We start from the raw sequence: 19,180 nt of genomic DNA on the forward strand, positions 1-19,180 counted from the left end.
GGATGCTCGTGCCAGGCAGAAGAGGGAGAGTGCGATGACCACGGTCGAGCAGCGCGAAGCTGAGCAGGTCGACGATGCCGGGCAGCGGAGGCGGATCGCGGCACTGATCGGCACGCTCGTCGCCGGCGCGTTCGTGATGATCCTCAACGAGACGGTGATGGGCGTCGCCCTGCCGGCCGTGATGCAGGACTTCGGCGTCACCGCCGGCGCCGGCCAGTGGCTGACGACGATCTTCATGCTGACGATGGCGATCGTCATCCCGATGACCGGCTTCCTCCTGCAGCGCTTCTCGGCGCGCGCGATCTTCATCGCCGCGCTCGTGCTCTTCACCATCGGCACCGGCATCGCGGCGTTCGCACCCGCGTTCTGGGTGCTCCTCGTCGCCCGCGTGGCGCAGGCGGCCGGCACCGCGGTCATGATGCCGCTGCTCACCACGACCATCCTCAGCTCGGTGCCGCCCGAGCGCCGCGGCCGCATGATGGGCCTCATGGCGATCGTCATCTCGGTCGCGCCGGCGCTCGGCCCGCCGCTGTCGGGCTTCGTCATCACGCTCGCCGGCTGGCGCGCCGTCTTCCTCGTCGTCCTCCCGATCGCGGCGCTCGTGCTGTTCGTCGGCGCCGCGCTCATCCGCGGCGGCAGCGCACCCGGCGGCGGCCGCTTCGACCTCGTGAGCGTGCTGCTCTCGACCACCGCCTTCGGCGGCCTGCTCTTCGGGCTCGGCAGCATCGGCGAGGCGGCCGGCGGCCACGGCAGCAGCCTGCTGCCCGCCGTCGCCATCGCGGTCGGCGCGGTCGCGCTCGCCCTCTTCGTCTGGCGGCAGCTGCGCCTGCAGCGCAGCGACGCGGCGATGCTCGACCTGCGCACCTTCACCTACCGACCGTTCTGGATCGGCATCGTGCTGCTGCTCGTGGCGATGGCGTCGCTCTTCGGGGCGCTCATCCTGCTGCCGCTCTACCTGCAGAACGTGCGCGGCCTCACGCCGCTCGACACCGGCCTCGTCACGCTGCCCGGCGCGCTGCTGATGGGCATCGCGGCGCCGTTCATCGGCGCGCTCTTCGACCGGGTCGGGCCGCGCCCGCTCGTCATCCCGGGCGCCGTGGTCCTCAGTGCCGGCCTGCTCCTGCTCGCGCTCGTCAGCGACGCGACGCCGATCTGGGGCGTCGTGCTCGCCCACGTCACGCTGAGCGCGGGCCTCGCCCTCATGATGACGCCGCTGATGACGAGCGCGCTCGGCTCCCTGCCGCCACGGCTCTACTCGCACGGCAGCGCGATCACGAGCACGCTGCAGCAGTTCGCCGGCGCGCTCGGCACGGCGGTCTTCGTCACGATCATGTCGGTCGGCGCGGCGAACGCGGCCGACGCGGGACTCGACCCGATCGCGGCGCAGGGCCAGGGCATCCACCTCGCCTTCGTCGCCGGGGCGGTCGCTTCGCTGCTCGCGATCGTCATCGCGTGCTTCGTGCGCCGACCCGAGGAGCCGGCGGCGTCCGCCGACGCCGAGACGCAGGACCTCGTCCGCTAGGCCGCGAGCGCTCCTGCGCGAAGCGGTGCGGTGCGGATGCGCCGGTACGGCAGGATTGGCCCGTGACGATCGCAGGCCTCGATGTTGGCGGGACGAAGATCGCGGGCGTCGCGCTCGCCGCGCGCGGCGGGAGCGGCAGCGCGCCGCCCCCGTGGACCCTCGACGACGTGCTGGCGCGCAGCCACCGCACCCACAGCATCCACGGCCCCGAGTCGCTGGCCGACGCGGTCGAGGCCGCGGTGCGCGAGCTCGACGAGCAGCTCGCGGCAGCCGGACACCCGCCGGTCGAGTCGGTCGGCCTGGCGATCGCGGCGTGGATGACGCGCGACCGCGAGACCGTCATCTGGGCGGCGCACCTCGGCGTGCGCGACGCGCAGGTGCGGGCCATGCTCGAGCAGCGGCTCGGCATGCCGGTGACGATCGACAACGACGCCAACGGCTACCTCGTCGGCGAGGCGGCGATGGGCGCGGCGGCGGATGCGTCGTCGTCGATCCTGATCGCGCTCGGCACCGGCGTGGGTGGCGCGTACGTCGCCGACGGCCGACCGCTCATCGGCGCGAACGGCCTCGGCGCTGAGCTCGGCCACGTGACGGTGCTCGAGGCGGGGCCGCTGTGCTCGTGCAGCGCGCACGGCTGCCTCGAGGCCTTCGCGGGCGGCAACGCGCTGCGCCGCGAGGCGGCATCGGTGCCCGCAGCCGTGGCGCTCGCGCCGGACGGAGTGCCGACGGCTGCGCACCTCGCCGCCGCCGCCCGCGCGGGCGACGAGCGAGCGCTCGCGGCGATGGCGCATGCAGGATGGGCGGTCGCGGCGGGGCTGCGGCGGCTGCTGCCCGCCTTCGATCCCGAGGTGGTCGTGCTCGGCGGCACCGTCATGCTGGCGTGCGCCGACCTGCTGCTGCCGGTCATCGAGCGCGAGCTCGCCGAGCACGCGCCGCTGCAGGGCGTGCCGCAGCCGCGCCGCCTGGTGCTCGCGCAGCTGGGCGGCCACGCCGCGGCGATCGGCGCCGCCGTGCTCGCCGCGTCGCCGCGCTGAGGAGCGCCGCGCCCCACGCCCCACGCGCCACGTCCCCCCTGCCGCGCGGCGGCCTCTCAGAGTTGCAGCGAATGGTCGTCCCGCTGCCGCTCAGCCGACCGAACGCTGCAACTCTGAGGGGCCCGACGCCGCAGGGGCGGGAGGCGCCCGACACAGCGGCAGCGCCCCTCCGGCGGACCGGAGGGGCGCTGTGCAGTGCTTCGAGGGGTCAGCCCTGCGCGCGGCGCGGGGCGCGGCGCTGGCCGCCGCCCGAGCGACCGCTCGGCTGGCCGTCCTGCAGCGAGCCGCCACCGCCCGACGACCACGCGACCGACGAGCCGCCACGCGGCGAGCGAGCGCCGCCCTGGCCGCCGCGGCCGCCCTGACCGCCACGGCCGCCGGCCGCAGGTGCCTGCTGGCGCTGCTTCGTCTCGGGGCGACCCGAGCGATCCTTGCGGGGGCGCTCGGCGCGAGCCTCGCCGCCGCCGGCACCGTGGGCACCGGAGCCCGCGACTCCATCGCGCGACGCGCGCTTGCGGCGCGCGTTCGCACCCTGCGACGAGCCGCCACCGCGCTGCTGCGGCAGCTCGTTGCCCGAGCCCGGGCCGCCGGGGACCGGCGCCACGTGGGGCGCGTACGGCCCGACCAGCACGTCCACCGCATCCGACGAGGCCGTGACGATCTGCGCCGGCGCCTTGATGTCGGCCTTGCGCAGCAGCGCCATCGTGTCGCGGCGCTGCGAGGGCAGCATCACCGTCGCGACGTCACCGGCCGAGCCAGCGCGTGCCGTGCGGCCCGAGCGGTGCAGGTATGCCTTGTGCTCCATGGGCGGGTCGACGTGGACCACGAGCTGCACGTCGTCGACGTGCACGCCGCGGGCCGCGACATCCGTGGCCACGAGCACGCGGACGGTGCCGGCCGAGAACTCCGCCAGGTTGCGGTCGCGGGCGTTCTGCGACAGGTTGCCGTGCAGGTCGACGGCCGGGATGCCGGATGCGGTCAGGTGCTTCGCGAGCTTCTTCGCCTGGTGCTTGGTGCGGGTGAAGAGGATGCGACGGCCCTCGCCCGAGGCCAGGCGGCGCACGAGCAGGTTCTTGTCGGAGTCGGCGACCTCGAAGACGTGGTGCGTCATCGCGGCGACGGGCGAGTTCGCCTCGTCGACCGAGTGCATGACCTGGTTCGTGAGGAAGCGCTTGACGAGCTTGTCCACGCCGTTGTCGAGCGTGGCCGAGAACAGCAGGCGCTGGCCAGAGCTGGGCGTCTTGTCGAGGATCTTCGTGACGACCGGCAGGAAGCCGAGGTCGGCCATGTGGTCGGCCTCGTCGATGACGGTCATCTCGATCGCCTGCAGCGACGCGATGCCCTGGTTCATGAGGTCCTCGAGGCGGCCGGGGCACGCGACGACGATGTCGACGCCGTTGCGCAGCGCGGTCTCCTGCGGGCGCTGCGAGACGCCGCCGAAGATGGTGGTGACGGTGAGGCCTGCGGCCTTCGCGAGCGGCGCGATCTCGGTCGCGATCTGCGTGGCGAGCTCGCGCGTCGGTGCGAGCACCAGGCCGAGCGGCAGGCCCTTGCGGCGACCGCCGCCGGCGAGGTCGCCGGAGAGGCGGGCGACCAGCGGGATCGAGAAGGCGAGCGTCTTGCCGGAGCCCGTCTTGCCGCGGCCCAGCACGTCGCGTCCCGCGAGGGTGTCCGGGAGCGTGTCCGCCTGGATCGGGAACGGGCGCTCGCGGCCTGCGGCGCTCAGCGCGGCGACGAGCTTGGCGGGCACGCCGAGCTCGGCGAAGGTCGTGGTGACCTGAGGGGTGGTGGTGTCAGTCAAGGTTGCTCTTTCTGTGAGCGTGCGCGCGCATCCTGGTCCGCACACTCGTGCGGTCGGGCCCGTGCTGGACCCGGGATGGGTGGATGCGTCGACGCAGTTCGGCGAGCGCGGCGGTGGCCGCGATCGTTCGCCGTGGAAGGTTCATCGACACCCGAGGATCTCGGATGGAGAGAGGAGCGTTCAACGACGCAGGCGAGCTGGCAGCGATGCCCTGCTCGCGCAGTGCCTCCATCGTAGCAGGTGGGGTCTGACACCGGCAGGGCTCGGGGACGCTCGGGGCGCGGTCAGGCGGTCTCGTTAGCGTCGAGGGTGACGGAAGGACGACCTCCATGACGCACTCCCCGACTGCCGACGACACCATCCCCTTCGTGCTGCGCGGCTACGACTTCACCCGCTCGGTCTGGCGCCGCTCCCGCAGCGCCACGGCGCGCGCCATCCCCATGCGCCTGCTGCTCGACGACGGGCTGCTGGTGCGCGGCCGCGAGGGCGTCGAGCTGTTCTACGACGAGGCTCGGATGCGCCGGCACGGCGCGATGCCGGCGTTCGTCCAGGAGACGCTGTTCGGGCACGGCTCGGTGCACTCGCTCGACGGGGCCGAGCACAAGCACCGCAAGGCGACGTTCCTCGACGTCGCGTACGAGGACGAGCAGGTCGAGCGGCTGCTGCCGCACCTCGAGCGGGAGTGGCGCAGCGAGGTGGAGGCGTGGGCAGCCGGAGGCGAGCGCTCGGCCTACGACGCGGCGGTCGGCGCACTGGGCCGAGCGATCATGCGCTGGGCGGGCCTGCCGGGCACCGCGGCGGCGAAGACGCGCTGGGCGGCGAGGGAGGCGCAGATCGTCGACGGCTTCGGCGTGCCCTACTCGCCGGAGTTCGTGCTTGCCGTGCTCAACCGCCACTGGTGCGACCGGCACGCGAGGGAGCTGATCGCAGCGGTGCGGGCCGGCACCGTCGAGGCTGCGGAGGGCTCGGCGCTGCATGCCTGGGCCTGGCACCGCGGTCCGGACGGCGAGCTGCTGGAGCCAAAGCTCGCGGGCGTCGAGCTGCAGAACGTGCTGCGCCCGATGATCGCCGTCGCCCGCTTCGTCGCCTTCGCCGCGAAGGAGCTGCACGAGCGCCCCGAGTGGCGAGCGCGCATCGCCGCGGAGACCGCGGAGCGCGGCAGCCTGACGGAGGGGCCGCTCGCGGTCGCCTTCGCGCAGGAGCTGCGACGCACCGCGCCCTTCGTGCCGATGCTGCCCGCGGAGACGCTGACCGAGGTCGAGCTCGACGGCGAGCGGCTGCCGGCCGGGCACCGCGTGTTCCTCGACATCCAGGGCACGAACCACGATCAGGCGGCGTGGGATCGACCGCGCGAGTTCGACCCGGAGCGCTTCGTCGGCCGTGACGACTGGGAGTCGATCCCCGAGTTCATCCCGCACGGTGGCGGCCACCCCGCCACGGGTCACCGCTGCCCGGGCGAGAAGATCGCGATCGCCGGGCTCGCTGCGGCGGTCGCGGCGCTCAGCGACCCGCGGGTGCGGATCCTCGGCGAGGGCCTCGACGTCAACCGCCGGCGGCTGCCCACGAAGCCGGCCTCCGGCGGTCGCGTGCGCAGCGCATCCGACCCCTCGTCGTCGACCCAGTCCCAGGCGAAGTGCCCGTTCCACTGACGCTCGTGCGGTGAGATCGCCGTCGCCTGTGGACCGCTCCCTGGCCGGATCCTGCGGCCCCGGCTAGCCTGGGGCCAGACCAGGGGCGCCTGGCGGCGACCATCGCTGACCGACGACTCCGCGGCATGACGGACGAAGGAGCTCGCCATGGCACACACCGACGACCGGCCGGCGAGCGAGCGCGAGCCGCTCCACCAGCGCACGGCACCGGAGGCGGCGCCGATGGTCGTCGGGCGTGCGAGCGAGCGGCCGAGTAGGCGCCGCTCGACCCTCGGCATCGCGATGCTCGTCGCGGGCATCGCCGCCGTGGCTGTCGGCCTCATCGGGCTCGGCTCGCGCATGCTGCCGACCGCCCGCGCCGTGCGCGACACGACGCTCGACCCGATGGCGACCTTCTTCATGGGCACCGCGGGCTCGACGGGCGAGCTGGTGCTGGTCATCGTGCTCATCGCGCTGGTGCCGGTCGGCATCGTGCTCGGATGGCTCGGCTATCGGCGCCTGGTCGACGACGGCCCCTCGCTGGCGGCCATGCACCAGTCGAACTCTCCGAACGCGATCATCAACCTGGGCGGACCGGGCGGTTCGTACTAGCGGTCAGGACCGTGAGAAGACCGCGCCGCTGGCGATGTCGGCCTCGAGCGACTCGAGCGTGCGGCCCCGCGTCTCTGGCACCTGCGTCGCGATGAACGCGAGGGCGAGCGCACCGACACCGGCGAAGAGGAAGAAGGTGCCGGTGATGCCGACCCCTGCGACGAGCGAGGGGAAGGTGAGCGCGATGGTGCCGTTCGCGATCCAGTGCGCGAACACCGCGACGCCGATGCCGACCCCGCGCATGTGCAGCGGGAAGATCTCGGAGAGGTAGACCCAGGTCGCGACGTTGAGGAACGTCTGCATCGAACCGACGAAGGCGACGACGAGCACGAGGATCACCCAGGGGCGCAGCGGGTCGCCGGGCTGCAGCAGCAGCGAGGCGCCGCCGATCAGCAGGTGGCAGGCGGTCGTCAGCGAGAAGCCGGCGAGCAGCGTCGTCCGCCGATCGAGCCGATCCATGAGCCGCAGCGCGATCAGCCCGCCGATGACGGCGATGACGCCCGGTGCGATGTTGGCGATCAGCGCTGCGGTCTGCTCGAACCCGGCTTCGACCAGCACCGTGTTGCCGTAGTACATGATCGAGTTGATGCCGGTGAGCTGCTGCGCCACGCCCACGCCGATGCCGACCAGCAGGATGCGCACGAGCCAGCGGCTGCGCAGCACCGCTCGGAGACCGGTGCGCGATCCCGATCGCTCGTGCCGTCGCGTCGCGACCTGCGCGACCTCGCCGAGCTCGGCGATCGCGCGATCCTCGGCGCGCACGGTGCGCAGGACCGCGAGCGCCTCGTCGCGCCGGCCGCGCTCGGCGAGCCACCTGGGAGACTCGGGCATGCGCAGCATGCCGATGAACAGCGCGATCGCGGGCAGCGCGCAGACCGCGAACATGATGCGCCAGACGCCGTCGAGGTGCCCGAGCGCGATGCCGAGCACCGCGTTGACGATGAACGCCGCGAGCTGTCCCGCGACGATCGCGACCTCGTTGCGGCCGGAGATCGAGCCGCGGATCTCGTAGGGCGCGAGCTCTGAGAGGTACACCGGCACGACCGTCGACGCGCCGCCGACCGCGAGCCCGAGCAGGATGCGGCCGAGCACGAGCGCGGCGAAGCCGGGTGCGAGGACGATCACGAGCGTGCCGACGAAGAACACGACGGCCAGGGCGACGAGCAGCGTCCGGCGACCGAACGCATCCGACAGCCGGCCGCCGACGAGGGCGCCGAAGGCGGCGGCGAACACTAGCGAGCTCGTGACGATGCCCTCGGTGAGGGCGTCGAGGCCGAGCTCGGCGCTCATCGGCCGCAGCGCCCCGTTGATGACGCCGGTGTCGTAGCCGAACAGGAGCCCGCCGAAGCACGCGACGATCGAGATCACCCCGAGCCGCCGACGGTGGGGGCCTGGCGTGAGCGGCGGCAGCGCCGACGCGCGCGACAGCGTGTCGCCGGTCACGATCGAGCCGGCCTAGCGCCGCGTCGGCAGCGTGAGGATCTCGGCAGCGCCGTCGGTGATGGCGATGGTGTGCTCGGAGTGCGCCGTGCGCGAGCCGGTCGCGCTGCGGAGCGTCCAGCCGTCGGCGTCGGTGACGAGGACGTCGGTGTCCGCCCTCACCCAGGGCTCGATCGCGAGCAGCATGCCGGTGCGCAGCGGCACACCGCGGCCGGGCCGTCCGTCGTTGGGGATGTGCGGATCCTGGTGCATCGTGGTGCCGATGCCGTGGCCGCCGAAGTCGGTGTTGATCGCGTAGCCGGCGTCGCTGAGCACCGTGCCGATCGCGTGCGAGATGTCGCCGGTGCGACCGCCGGGCACCGCTGCGGCGATGCCGGCGGCGAGCGCGCGCTCGGTGATCTCGATGAGGGCGAGGCTCTCGGCGTCACCGTCGCCGCCGACGACGAAGCTGATGGCCGCGTCGGCGGCCACGCCGTCGAGCAGCACCGCGAGGTCGAGCGTCAGCAGGTCGCCGGCCGCGAGGCGGTGGTCGCGCGGCTTGGCGTGCAGCACCGCATCGTTGACGCCCGTGCAGATGTAGTGCCCGAAGGGGCCGTTGCCGAACGACGGCGCGTAGTCGACGTAGCACGACCGCGCACCGGCCTCCTCGATCATCGCCTTGGCCCAGCGGTCGATCTCGAGCAGGTTCGTGCCCGCGGCGACCCGGCCCTCCAGGGCGTGGAGGATGTCGCCGACGAGCGCGCCGGTCTTCCGGCCGCGGGCGACCTCGGCGGGGCTCAGGATCTCGATCATCCCTCCATCTTCCCGTCTCCGGCGGGGTCGAACGACCACGGCGCGGGCCGCTCTGCCCCCGCGGCACCCACCCACAGGCCCGTGCCATCGGGGGCGACGTCGACCGCGACCGTGTCGCCGTCGCGCACCTCGCCCGCCAGCAGCGCTCGCGCGAGCCGATCGTCGATCTCGCGCTGCATGAGCCTGCGCAGCGGCCGCGCGCCGTACATCGGGTCGTAGCCGCGCTCGCTGAGCCACTGCCTCGCCGCATCCGTGACCTCGACCGTGAGGCGCCGCTCGGCCAGGCGCCGGTCGAGCCCGCCGACCTGGATGCCGACGATCGAGCCGAGCTCCTCGGCGCTCAGCGCGTCGAAGATGACGATGTCGTCGAGCCGGTTGACGAACTCGGGCTTGAACGCCGCGCGCACCGCGCCCATCACCTGCTCGTGGGCCTGCGCCTGCGGCACCGTCGGGTCGGTGAGGAACGCCGAGCCGAGGTTGGAGGTGAGGATGAGGATGGTGTTGCGGAAGTCGACCGTGCGGCCCTGGCCGTCCGTGAGGCGCCCGTCGTCGAGCACCTGCAGCAGCAGGTCGAAGACCTCGGGGTGGGCCTTCTCGACCTCGTCCATGAGCACGACCGAGTAGGGGCGGCGGCGCACCGCCTCGGTCAGCTGCCCGCCCTGCTCGTAGCCGATGTAGCCGGGAGGGGCGCCGACCAGGCGGGCGACCGAGTGCTTCTCGCCGTACTCCGACATGTCGATGCGCACGAGCGCCTTCTCCTCGTCGAAGAGCAGCTCGGCGAGCGCCTTCGCGAGCTCGGTCTTGCCGACGCCCGTGGGCCCGAGGAAGAGGAACGATCCGGTGGGCTGATCGGGGTTCGAGACACCTGCGCGCGAGCGGCGGACGGCGTCGGCGACCGCCGAGACCGCCTGGCGCTGGCCGACGACGCGGTGCGCGAGCGCATCCTCGAGCGCGAGCAGCTTCTGCGTCTCGCCCTGCATGAGGCGGCCGACGGGGATCCCCGTCCAGGCGGCGACGACCGAGGCGATGTCGTCGCTCGAGACCTGGTCGCCGACCATGCGGGCGCCAGCCTCCGCAGCGCTCGCCTCGGCCTCGGCCACCTGCCGCTCGATCTGCGGGATCTCGCCGTAGAGCAGGCGGCTCGCACGCTCGAGGTCGCCGTCGCGCTGCGCGCGCTCTGCGCGGTTGCGCAGCTCGTCGAGCGACTCGCGCAGGCTGCCGATGCGGTTGAGGCTCGCGCGCTCGGTCTGCCAGCGGGCGTCGAGCTCCGCGAGCTCCGCCCGCTGCTGCTCGAGGCTCGCCTCGAGGGCGGCGAGGCGCTCCTTCGAGGCCTCGTCGCGCTCGCGCTTGAGCGCGAGCCGCTCGATCTCCATCCGGTCGACGGTGCGGCGCAGCTGGTCGATCTCGGTCGGAGCCGAGTCGATCTCCATGCGCAGGCGGCTCGCGGCCTCGTCGATGAGGTCGATCGCCTTGTCGGGCAGCTGCCGGGCGGTGATGTAGCGGTTCGAGAGGGATGCGGCTGCGACCAGCGCGCTGTCGGCGATCGTCACCTTGTGGTGGGCCTCGTACCGCTCCTTGAGCCCGCGCAGGATCGCCACGGTGTCCTCGACGCTCGGCTCGCCCACGTAGACCTGCTGGAAGCGGCGCTCCATCGCCGCATCCTTCTCGATGAACTCGCGGTACTCGTCGAGCGTCGTCGCGCCGATGAGGCGCAGCTCGCCGCGGGCGAGCATGGGCTTCAGCATGTTCGAGGCGCCCTGGCTGCCCTCTGCGGCGCCCGCGCCCATGATGATGTGCAGCTCGTCGATGAAGGTGACGACCTGCCCATCGGCCTTGGCGATCTCGGAGAGCACGTTCTTCATGCGCTCCTCGAAGTCGCCGCGGTACTTGCTGCCGGCGATCATCGCGTTGACGTCGAGCGAGACGAGTCGCTTGCCCTTGAGGCTCTCCGGCACGTCGCCCGCGACGATGCGCTGGGCGAGGCCCTCGACCACGGCGGTCTTGCCGACGCCGGGCTCGCCGATGAGCACCGGGTTGTTCTTGGTGCGGCGCGAGAGCACCTGGCTGATGCGGCGGATCTCGCTGTCGCGCCCGATCACCGGGTCGAGCTTGCCGGCGCGCGCGATCGCGGTGAGGTCGGTGCCGAACTGCTCGAGCGCCGAGCGCTGGTCGTCCTGATCCGGCAGTATGCCGCCCATTCGTGCCATCGATTCCCCCATCGATCAAACTTGAGTGGTGTTGGCTCAAGTTTATGCGAGATCCGGTGAGAGCACCAGCGCCGAGGCCGAACCTGCGGTGGCAGCGAGTCCGAGACCTTGGGCCGGGGAGCCCGGGTCTGCTACAAACAGGCCATGTCTCGGACCCCGCCCGCGCGAACACCGCGGAGTGCGGCGACGCCACGCGTGGTCGGGCTCGCGCTCATCGTGCTCGGCATGGTCGCGGGAGCGATCGCGGCGTTCTCGATCGCTGATCCCCGGTGGTCGGTCGCTGCGGCATGGCTCCTCTCGTTCGCGACGGTGGGCGTGGCCGCGGGCCTGCTCACGCTGCGCCGAGCGAGCTGGTCCGATGACGCGTGGCCCAGCGCGAGCGCTCAGGACAGTGAGCGGCAGACCCGCCGCACCCTGCTGATCTGCGGCGCGTTCCTGCTCGTCGCCTGCGCTGCCGCGCTGCTCGGGCTGCTGCTGCCGGACACTGCCGGCGAAGCGGATGCGACCCGCACCTGGTGGTTGGTCGGCAGCACCGGTGTCATCGGAGCCGTGCTCGTGATCGCAGGGCTCGCGCCCATCCCTCCCGCCGTCGACTCCATGGAGCGGCCGCCGGAGGACGCCGATGCGGATGCGGACGCGGCGTGGGTGCGGATCGGGCCGCCCGCATCCGCGCAGCGGGCCGGGGACGTGCTGGGACCGCTCAAGAGCGCCCAGCACCTCCAGGTGCCGCTCCTGCTCCTGCCGCTGCTCCCTGCCTTCTTCAACCTGGGGACGTGGGTGGCGGCAGCCGTCGTCGCAGCCGCGCTGGCGGCCTCCGCGGTGATGCTGCTGGTGCTCCGCCGCCGATCCCGGCCGCCGTGGATCGCGCGCGACGGCTCCGCGATCCGTCACGGCGCCGTCGACCTGCCCGCGGAGGAGATCGACGCCGCCAGCCTGTCGGTCGTGCCCTGGCAGGCCGACGCGACCGAGCGCAGCCTCTCCATGACGATCACCGCTGCTGGCAAGCACCGAGGCACGATCGCGCTCCGCCGGCGCGGACGACTCGTGCTGACCGCGTCGCAGACCGCTGCGCTCGAGGCGCTCGTCACGCGCTCTGCGATCGAGCTGCCGCGCGACTCGAGCGACCCGAAAGGTCGGTTCTCCCGATCGTCCTACCCGACGCACCTCACCAAGGAGGACGCGCTCGCCGTGGTGCGCGAGCCTCCGGGCGATGGCGAGCCGCTGCCGATCCTCGCGCAGCCCGGCCGGCCTTGAGGTCGAGACTCCTCCGAGCAGCCGCCGATCGTCCTCCCCGCACGGCTACGATCACCGTGACGGGGTCGAGCCTCCTCGATCCCCCACGAGCGAGCGTCAGGAGCCCGCATGTCGACCAGCCCCACCACGGCCTCCCCGGTGCGTCGATTCCTGCTCGTCGGGCGGGCGGTGATGGCGCTCGCCATCCTCGCCGCGGTCATCGGCCAGCTCATCACGAGCGTCAACGTCTGGACGGCCAGGGGCGACGAGTCGATCCCCCTCGACGTGCTCAACTTCTTCAGCTTCTTCACGATCGAGTCGAACCTGCTCGCGATGGTCGTGCTGGGCGTGCTCGTCTCCGCGCAGCTCGGCCGACCGCGCATCGGTCGGCGCTTCGACGTGCTGCTGCTGTGCGCGACCACCTTCATGATCGTCACCGGCATCGTCTACAACACGCTGCTGCGCGGCATCGAGCTGCCGCAGGGCTCGACGCTCGGCTGGTCGAACGAGATCCTGCACCTGATCGCGCCGCTCTGGATGCTCATCGACTGGGTGCTGAGCTCCGGCAAGCGTCAGGTGCGCTTCGCCGATCTCGGCATCGTCGCGATCTTCCCCGTCGTCTGGCTCGCCTACACGCTGCTGCGCGGACCCTTCACCCTCGACCAGTCGCGCGGCCGCGACTGGTGGTACCCCTACCCCTTCCTCGACCCCTCCACGCACGCGAACGGCTACGCCGGCGTCGCGATCATGTGCGTGATCGTGGCGGCCACGGTGCTGCTCGGTGCCGCAGCGATGGTCGCGATCGCTCGGGCTCGCCGCCGGCCTGGCGCAACAGCCGTCGAGCCCTCGGCCGGCGAAGCCTCGACGCCGATCGCCTGAGGGCAGCGCCTACTCCTCGACCTGCATCTCCTTGCCGTCGACCACCACGTAGGTCGCGGTGCGGAAGGGCGCCGGGGTCAGCGTCATCGCGACCGCGCCGCTGCCCGCGACCCGGGCATCCGTCACCTGGAAGCCTGTGGGCTGCGCCACGTCGTGGAAGAGCCGCTTGCCCGCGCCGACGACGGTCGGGAACACGATGAGCCGCAGCTCGTCGAGCAGCTGCTCGGCGATGAGCGTCTGCAGCAGCTGCCAGGAGCCGTGCACCTGCAGCTCGCCATCGCCCGAGTCCTTCAGGGCGCGGATGCGCTCGGTCACGTCGTCGGCGATGATCGCCTCGGTACCCGCCCACGTCGCGTCGGCCTCGCGCATGGTGGTCGAGACGACATGCTTCGGCGCCGTGTTGAGGCGCTGCGCGACCGGGTCCTGGGGATCGGTCACGAGCGGCCAGTAGTCCGCCATCATCCGGTAGGTCGAGCGACCGAAGAGCAGCGCGTCCGTGCGCTCGAACCAGCCGCTGACCACCTCGCCGACCGTGTCGTCGAAGGCGGGGGCGACCCATCCGCCGTACCGGAAGCCACCGCTCGTGTCCTCCTCGGCACCGCCCGGGCCCTGCATGACACCGTCGAGCGTCATGAACTCGTGCGCGATCAGTCGCATCGTCGTCTCCTCGTCGAGACCGGTCTGGCGGGGCGCCGCTGCCGGCACGTCCGAGCATGCTCGCCCGCGACGGCACTGGCAAGGGGCGGAACGCCGAACCGCCGCGCCGCCTCTCGGCTGCGCGGCGGTCCCTGTCGAGGTGGGATCAGCGGTCGGTCTCGAGCACCGCGAGATCCTCGGCGAGGTCGACGTCGATCTCCTCGCCGTTCAGCACGACCTCGACCTCGTAGCGCACCCGGTCGTCGTCGGTCTCGATCGAGCGCACCTCGCCGCCGCCGGCCGCGGCGATCGCTGCGGCGCTGATGTCGCCGATGCGCGCGGGGTCGAGCGGCAGGTCGTTCGAGCGGTCGTCGTCGTCCTCGCGCACGAGCGCCTCGCCGGAGAGGGGCACGAGCACGTCGAGCTCGCTGCCGTCCTCGAGGCGCACGTCGACCTTCCAGCCGCCCTGCTCGACCTCGATGCCCGTGGCCTGGCCGCCGTCGGCCGCGGCGATGGCCGCATCGATCGCGGCGATGAGGTCGGCCTCATCACCCGTCGCGGCAGCACCGGCGGGGGCGGCGCTGGCCGAGGGGCTGTCGTCGCCCGGCTCTGCCGAGGCCGACGGCTCCGGTGCGGTGGTGGAGCCGGGAGTCGCCGCGCCCGGAGCGGTCGAAGCGCCCGGTGCGTTCGACTCGTCGGGGGTCGACGAGGTGGACTGCGGCTCGCGCTCGTCGCCGTCCTCGACGGCCTCGGCGATCGCCATGCCGACACCGGCGACGGTGAGCACGGTGAGCGCGGCTGCCGAGCCGATCAGCACCGGCTTCAGGATGCCGCGGCCGCGCTTGGCGGCGGGCGCCTCGGCGGGCGCGCCGTCGATGACGGCGGTGGGCTCTGCGGATGCGTCGGTGGGCCGGGCGGGATCGCGCGGCGTCGGGTCGTTCGAGAGGTCGTTCGTGCGGGCGTCGTTGGCGTCGCCGGACTGCTGCGGCTCGCGGGGGGTCTGCTCGTTCATGGCTCCACCCTCGCCCGCGGGGCCTGACGCGACTCTGAACGATCCTGAACAGCGCTTCAGGTGCGGTCGGCGTCGACCGGCAGCTCGAGCACGAACCGCGCGCCGCCCGCGGGCGAGGTCGTGATCCAGGCGTCGCCGGCGTGCGCCCGCGCGACCTCGCGCACGATCGCCAGCCCCAGGCCGGAGCCGCCGGCGTCGCGCGCCCGTGACTCGTCGAGGCGCACGAAGCGCTCGAACACCCGCTCGCGCTCGCCCTCGGGCACGCCCGAGCCGTCGTCGTCGACCCAGACCATGCTGCGACCGTCGCGCACGACCGAGCCGAGCGCGACGCCGTCCCGCGCGTGGCGCAGCGCGTTGTCGACCAGGTTGCGCAGCGCGCGCCCGAGGAGTCGCGCATCCCCCACCACCGGGGCGCTGCGCAGCGCAGCGCCGTCGATGCGTCGCCCCAGCGCGCGCACGCGCTGCACCTCGGTCAGCGCGAGGTCGTCGAGGTCGACCGGGCGGCGCTGGCCCGCCTCGTGCTCGTCGAGCCGCGCGAGCAGCAGCAGGGCCTCGACGATGCCGTGCATGCGCTCGCCCTCGGCGAGCACGACGTCGGCGAGCTCGCCGGGCGCCGTCGCCTGGGGATGCGTGCGCGAGAGCTCGGCGAACTGCCGCATCGAGGCGAGCGGCGAGCGCAGCTCGTGCGACGCGTCGGCGACGAAGCGGCGGCGCGCACGCGCTCCCGCCTCGACCCGCCCGAGCATCCGGTTCATGGTCGCCGCGAGCCGGTCGATCTCGTCTCCTCGCCCGCTCGCCGGCAGCCTGCGGTCGAGCGCGGTCGCGTCGATCGCGTCGACCTCTGCGCGCATCCGGTCCACGGGGTCGAGCGCGCGGCCCACGACGATCCACACCACGGTGCCCACGAGCACGATCGCGAGCGGCACCGCCACGAGCAGCAGCATCGTCGCGAGCCGCACCGCGTCGTCGATCGCCGACGCGGAGCGGGCGACGACGATCGTGCCTTCGTCGACCTGCTCGGCGACCACCACGAAGCGCTCGTCGTCGAGCCGCGCCTCGATCGGCTCGAGCGCTGGCGGCTCGGGCAGCTGCGCGGCGGCGTCGGCGTTGACGACCACGCCCGTCGCCGTGCGCAGCGCCACGAGCACGTCGTCGTCGCGCTGCACGAGCGCGGCGGTCTGGATCGTGCCGGCGTCGACGCCCTCCGCGAGCGCCGCGAGCTCATCGGTGAGCTGCGCGCCGACCGAGGCGGTCAGCAGCCGATCGAGCGACCAGACGACGGCGACGGCGCCGAGGCTGAGCGCCACCGCGACGACCGAGAGGGCGGCGACCAGGATGCGCAGGCGGATGGATGCGCCGCGTCGCGCGCGCCGCGCGCCCGCAGCGGGCTGGCGTGCAGCGGGCTCAGCCACCGTCGGCCGCCAGCCGATAGCCGGCGCCCCGCACCGTCTGCAGCGCGTCGCGCCCGAACGGCCGGTCGACCTTGCGACGGATGCGCCCGATGTAGACCTCGACGATGTTCGGATCGCCCTCGAACTCGTCGGACCACACGTCGTCGAGCAGCTCGCGCTTCGTCACCACCTCGCCGCGGCGCCGCAGCAGCAGCTCGAGCACGGCGAGCTCGCGCGCGGTGAGCTCGACCTCCGCGTCGCCGCGGTGCACGGTGCGCGCCGCCGGGTCGAGCCGCAGGTCGCCCGCCTCGAGCACCGCCGGCCGCTCGCGAGCGCCGCGCCGGGCGAGGGCGCGGATGCGCGCCACGAGCACCGGGAACGAGAACGGCTTCGTGAGCCAGTCGTCGCCACCGGTGTCGAGTCCCTCGACCTCATCCCACTCGCCGTCCTTGGCGGTCAGGAAGAGCACCGGCGTCCAGTCGCCCTCAGCGCGCATGGTCTGGCAGACGCGGTAGCCGCTCATGCCGGGCATCATGACGTCGAGCAGCACGATGTCGTAGCTGAACTCCCGCACCCGCCAGAGGCCGTCGACGCCGTCGTGCGCGACATCCACCGTCATGCCCTCGGCCTGCAGCCCGCGGCGCACGCCGTCGGCGAGGCGCACCTCGTCATCGACCAGCAGCACGCGCATCCCATGATCATCGCGGCTCGAGACTGACGCGGCGCTGAACAGGCCGGGCAGCTCGTGCCGTGCCGTCGCATCCGCCGCCGCTAGCGTGGTCGCATGACGAGCGGCAGCCTGCACACCACGCACCTGGGCGAGCACGGCTCGCCCGTCGTCTTCTGCCACGGCCTGTTCGGGCAGGGCAAGAACTGGACGGCGATCGGCAAGGCGCTCGCCGATCGGCACCGCGTGACGCTCGTCGACATGCCGAACCACGGGCAGTCGCCGTGGACGGAGCGGCTCGACTACGAGCAGATGGCGGATGCGGTCGCCGACGTGATCGACGAGCCCGCGACGCTCGTGGGGCACTCGATGGGCGGCAAGGCGGCGATGCTGGCGGCGCTGCGGCACCCAGCGGAGGTCGCGCGACTCGTCGTCGTCGACGTCTCGCCGGTGGAGTATCGCTCGAGCGACGAGTTCCGCGGCTTCATCGACGCGATGCTCGCGATCGACCTCACCACGATCGCGTCGCGCGGCGAGGCGAGCGCGGCGCTCGAGTCGGCGGTCCCCGACCCGGGCATCCGCGGGTTCCTGCTGCAGAGCCTGCGTCGCACCACGAGCGCTGAGCAGGAGACGGACGGCAGCGCGGCGTGGCGCTGGATGCCGAACCTCGAGGTGCTGCGCCGCGACCTCTCGGTGCTGCGCGGCTTCCCCGAGACCGATGCCGTCTACGACGGGCCGGTGCTGTGGATCGGCGGCGAGCGGTCGGGCTATGTGCGCGACGAGTTCCGCGACGCGATGGAGGCGCGGTTCCCGAACGTGCGACGCGTGACGGTGCGCGGCGCCGGGCACTGGGTGCACTCCGAGCAGCCCGCGATCGTGACCGAGCTGCTCGAGCGCTTCCTCGACGCGGAGGCCTGACCGCGGGCCTTGCGTCACTGGTACCACATTGATACCATCTGGCCATGGCCATGACGCTGCGACTGACGGAGGATGACGAGCGCATCCTCGGCGAGCTTGCCGAAGCCGAGGGCGTGAGCCGCCAAGAAGCGACGATCCGCGCGATCAGGGAAGCTGCTGCCCGCCGGGGCCACGAGGATGCCGTGGGCCAGCTGTCGTCCGCGGCGCGCATCCGCTACGCCGCGTTGCTCGACCGGCTCGGTCGTTGACCGACTACCTGACGACTGAGGACCTGCTGACGCTCGTCTCCGACCTCCGCGTCGGCCCCGTGCGCGACGTCGGGCTGCTCGAGTCGGCGGCGCGACGTCCGGCGACCACGCTCTGGGGCACCCCCGCGTACGCATCCCTCGAGGAGCAGGCAGGCGCGCTCATCGAATCTCTCGTCCGCGGGCAACCACTGGTCGACGGCAACAAGCGGCTCGGCTGGCTGGCCCTCGTGGTGTTCCTCGGGCTCAACGGCGTCGAGCTGAACGCCCCCGATGACGACGCCTATGACCTGGTCATCGCCATCGCGACAGGCTCCGCCGATGTCGCGGCCACGGCCGCGGCGCTGCGCTCGTGGCGCGAGCACCCGCACCGCATCAGGCAGGATTGAGGTCATGCCTGCGACCGAAGAGCCCCGTGCGCGCGTCGTGCTCATCGGGGGTGCATCGGGATCCGGCAAGTCCCGCATCGCCGAGCTGAGCGGCCTGCCGATCCTGCGGCTCGACGACTACTACCGCGAGGGCGACGACCCTGCGCTCCCCCGCCTCGAGTCGGGCGAGGCCGACTGGGATCACCCGGGCTCCTGGCACCGCGACCGCGCGCTCGCTGCGCTCGAGGAGCTCGCCCGCACCGGCCGCACGACCGCGCCGGTCTACGACATCTCGCGCAGCGCATCCGTCGGCGCCCACGAGGTGACGCTCGGCGGTGCCACGCGCTTCGTGGCGGAGGGGATCTTCGTGGCCGAGGTGGTGGCCGAGGCGGAGCGCCGCGGGATCCTGGCCGATGCGCTGTGCGTGCGACGCTCGCGCTGGGTGACGATGGGGCTGCGCTTCGCGCGCGATCTGCGCGAGCACCGCAAGAGCCCGGCGTTCCTCGTGAAGCGCGGCATGCTGCTCGCGCGGCGCGAGCCCGCGATCGTGGCGCGGCTGACGGATGCCGGGTGCCGGCCCGTGCGCGTGCGGGCGGCTGCGCGCATGCTGGCGTCGTCACGCGCCTGACGCTTCGACGCGCTCAGCGGTCAGCCGCTGCTCCCTGAACCGGTGCTCGCCGCACGCGCCACCGTATCGAAGGGCCGATTCCCAGCGATCACGAAGCAAGGAGTTAGCACTCTCCGAGCGAGAGTGCCAATCATGGAAGCACCTCGAGATGCGCAGCATCCCGAGCG

Annotated in this window: 18 protein-coding genes; 10 read left to right on the top strand and 8 right to left on the bottom strand. The window is 72.9% G+C overall.

The features are described from left to right. The first annotated feature begins 34 nt into the window (after positions 1-34). On the top strand, positions 35-1,522 hold the full coding sequence (locus tag BQ6202_RS11470) for an MDR family MFS transporter (protein ID WP_072314565.1): 1,488 nt from the start codon (positions 35-37) through the stop codon (positions 1,520-1,522). A gap of 62 nt (positions 1,523-1,584) precedes the next feature. Then, entirely contained in the window at positions 1,585-2,556 is a 972-nt protein-coding gene (locus tag BQ6202_RS11475; protein WP_072314566.1) for an ROK family protein, read from the top strand. Between the two features lie 208 nt (positions 2,557-2,764). Here the strand turns inward: BQ6202_RS11475 and BQ6202_RS11480 are convergent, their stop codons facing one another. Beyond that, entirely contained in the window at positions 2,765-4,357 is a 1,593-nt protein-coding gene (locus BQ6202_RS11480; protein ID WP_083587238.1) for a DEAD/DEAH box helicase, read from the bottom strand. A gap of 329 nt (positions 4,358-4,686) precedes the next feature. Here BQ6202_RS11480 and BQ6202_RS11485 point away from each other — a divergent pair, with 329 nt between their 5' ends. Next, positions 4,687-6,006, top strand: coding sequence for a cytochrome P450 (locus tag BQ6202_RS11485; RefSeq protein ID WP_072314567.1), 1,320 nt, complete (start codon positions 4,687-4,689; stop codon positions 6,004-6,006). Positions 6,007-6,153: 147 nt separating this feature from the next. Next, positions 6,154-6,597, top strand: coding sequence for a hypothetical protein (locus BQ6202_RS11490; RefSeq protein WP_072314568.1), 444 nt, complete (start codon positions 6,154-6,156; stop codon positions 6,595-6,597). A gap of 3 nt (positions 6,598-6,600) precedes the next feature. Here the strand turns inward: BQ6202_RS11490 and BQ6202_RS11495 are convergent, their stop codons facing one another. The 3 genes from BQ6202_RS11495 to BQ6202_RS11505 are packed head-to-tail and all read right to left on the bottom strand — an operon-like array spanning position 6,601 to position 11,036. Then, positions 6,601-8,040, bottom strand: a complete 1,440-nt coding sequence (locus BQ6202_RS11495) for a sugar porter family MFS transporter (protein ID WP_200792248.1) — start codon at positions 8,038-8,040, stop codon at positions 6,601-6,603. A 12-nt stretch (positions 8,041-8,052) separates the two neighbouring features. Then, positions 8,053-8,829 carry a type I methionyl aminopeptidase gene (gene map, locus BQ6202_RS11500; RefSeq protein ID WP_072314570.1) on the bottom strand — a complete coding sequence of 259 codons (777 nt, stop codon included), beginning with the start codon at positions 8,827-8,829 and terminating at the stop codon, positions 8,053-8,055. After that, positions 8,826-11,036 carry an ATP-dependent Clp protease ATP-binding subunit gene (locus tag BQ6202_RS11505; protein ID WP_072314571.1) on the bottom strand — a complete coding sequence of 737 codons (2,211 nt, stop codon included), beginning with the start codon at positions 11,034-11,036 and terminating at the stop codon, positions 8,826-8,828. Before BQ6202_RS11505 ends, map begins: the two co-directional genes overlap by 4 nt. A gap of 195 nt (positions 11,037-11,231) precedes the next feature. Here BQ6202_RS11505 and BQ6202_RS11510 point away from each other — a divergent pair, with 195 nt between their 5' ends. Further along, positions 11,232-12,290, top strand: a complete 1,059-nt coding sequence (locus BQ6202_RS11510) for a hypothetical protein (RefSeq protein ID WP_072314572.1) — start codon at positions 11,232-11,234, stop codon at positions 12,288-12,290. Between the two features lie 108 nt (positions 12,291-12,398). Next, positions 12,399-13,148, top strand: coding sequence for a Pr6Pr family membrane protein (locus BQ6202_RS11515; protein WP_072314573.1), 750 nt, complete (start codon positions 12,399-12,401; stop codon positions 13,146-13,148). A 9-nt stretch (positions 13,149-13,157) separates the two neighbouring features. On the opposite strand, the gene BQ6202_RS11520 is transcribed toward BQ6202_RS11515, so the two are convergent. The 4 genes from BQ6202_RS11520 to BQ6202_RS11535 form a co-directional block, all read right to left on the bottom strand. Beyond that, positions 13,158-13,853: a dihydrofolate reductase family protein gene (locus BQ6202_RS11520; RefSeq protein WP_234946202.1), complete on the bottom strand. Its 696-nt coding sequence runs from the start codon at positions 13,851-13,853 to the stop codon at positions 13,158-13,160. 97 nt (positions 13,854-13,950) lie between these two features. Continuing rightward, positions 13,951-14,796, bottom strand: a complete 846-nt coding sequence (locus tag BQ6202_RS11525) for a hypothetical protein (RefSeq protein ID WP_072314574.1) — start codon at positions 14,794-14,796, stop codon at positions 13,951-13,953. A gap of 56 nt (positions 14,797-14,852) precedes the next feature. Beyond that, a complete protein-coding gene (locus BQ6202_RS11530; RefSeq protein ID WP_072314575.1) occupies positions 14,853-16,208 on the bottom strand; it encodes a sensor histidine kinase in 1,356 nt (451 codons plus the stop codon). Beyond that, positions 16,201-16,878 (bottom strand): response regulator transcription factor, encoded by a 678-nt coding sequence (locus tag BQ6202_RS11535; protein WP_072314576.1) that lies wholly within the window; start codon positions 16,876-16,878, stop codon positions 16,201-16,203. The genes BQ6202_RS11530 and BQ6202_RS11535 overlap by 8 nt, the downstream gene beginning before the upstream one ends. Before the next feature lie 93 nt (positions 16,879-16,971). On the opposite strand from BQ6202_RS11535, the gene BQ6202_RS11540 reads away from it, so the two are divergent. The 4 genes from BQ6202_RS11540 to BQ6202_RS11555 are packed head-to-tail and all read left to right on the top strand — an operon-like array spanning position 16,972 to position 19,013. Next, positions 16,972-17,772: an alpha/beta fold hydrolase gene (locus BQ6202_RS11540; RefSeq protein WP_072314577.1), complete on the top strand. Its 801-nt coding sequence runs from the start codon at positions 16,972-16,974 to the stop codon at positions 17,770-17,772. Positions 17,773-17,816: 44 nt separating this feature from the next. Beyond that, complete coding sequence (locus tag BQ6202_RS11545; RefSeq protein WP_072314578.1) at positions 17,817-18,020, top strand: CopG family transcriptional regulator; 204 nt, start codon at positions 17,817-17,819, stop codon at positions 18,018-18,020. After that, positions 18,017-18,406 (top strand): type II toxin-antitoxin system death-on-curing family toxin, encoded by a 390-nt coding sequence (locus tag BQ6202_RS11550; RefSeq protein WP_072314579.1) that lies wholly within the window; start codon positions 18,017-18,019, stop codon positions 18,404-18,406. Before BQ6202_RS11545 ends, BQ6202_RS11550 begins: the two co-directional genes overlap by 4 nt. A 4-nt stretch (positions 18,407-18,410) precedes the next feature. Continuing rightward, positions 18,411-19,013: a hypothetical protein gene (locus BQ6202_RS11555; RefSeq protein WP_072314580.1), complete on the top strand. Its 603-nt coding sequence runs from the start codon at positions 18,411-18,413 to the stop codon at positions 19,011-19,013. The last annotated feature ends 167 nt before the right edge of the window (positions 19,014-19,180 follow it).

Origin of the sequence: Agrococcus sp. Marseille-P2731, assembly GCF_900117395.1 — a bacterium.
Lineage (GTDB): Bacteria > Actinomycetota > Actinomycetes > Actinomycetales > Microbacteriaceae > Agrococcus.

Coding starts and splice junctions, on each gene's coding strand:
- BQ6202_RS11470 (WP_072314565.1), top strand. CDS start 35: ATGACCACGGTCGAGCAGCGCGAAGCTGAGCAGGTCGACGATGCCGGG.
- BQ6202_RS11485 (WP_072314567.1), top strand. CDS start 4,687: ATGACGCACTCCCCGACTGCCGACGACACCATCCCCTTCGTGCTGCGC.
- BQ6202_RS11490 (WP_072314568.1), top strand. CDS start 6,154: ATGGCACACACCGACGACCGGCCGGCGAGCGAGCGCGAGCCGCTCCAC.
- map (WP_072314570.1), bottom strand. CDS start 8,829: ATGATCGAGATCCTGAGCCCCGCCGAGGTCGCCCGCGGCCGGAAGACC.
- BQ6202_RS11505 (WP_072314571.1), bottom strand. CDS start 11,036: ATGGCACGAATGGGCGGCATACTGCCGGATCAGGACGACCAGCGCTCG.
- BQ6202_RS11515 (WP_072314573.1), top strand. CDS start 12,399: ATGTCGACCAGCCCCACCACGGCCTCCCCGGTGCGTCGATTCCTGCTC.
- BQ6202_RS11525 (WP_072314574.1), bottom strand. CDS start 14,796: ATGAACGAGCAGACCCCCCGCGAGCCGCAGCAGTCCGGCGACGCCAAC.
- BQ6202_RS11535 (WP_072314576.1), bottom strand. CDS start 16,878: ATGCGCGTGCTGCTGGTCGATGACGAGGTGCGCCTCGCCGACGGCGTG.
- BQ6202_RS11540 (WP_072314577.1), top strand. CDS start 16,972: ATGACGAGCGGCAGCCTGCACACCACGCACCTGGGCGAGCACGGCTCG.
- BQ6202_RS11545 (WP_072314578.1), top strand. CDS start 17,817: ATGGCCATGACGCTGCGACTGACGGAGGATGACGAGCGCATCCTCGGC.
- BQ6202_RS11555 (WP_072314580.1), top strand. CDS start 18,411: ATGCCTGCGACCGAAGAGCCCCGTGCGCGCGTCGTGCTCATCGGGGGT.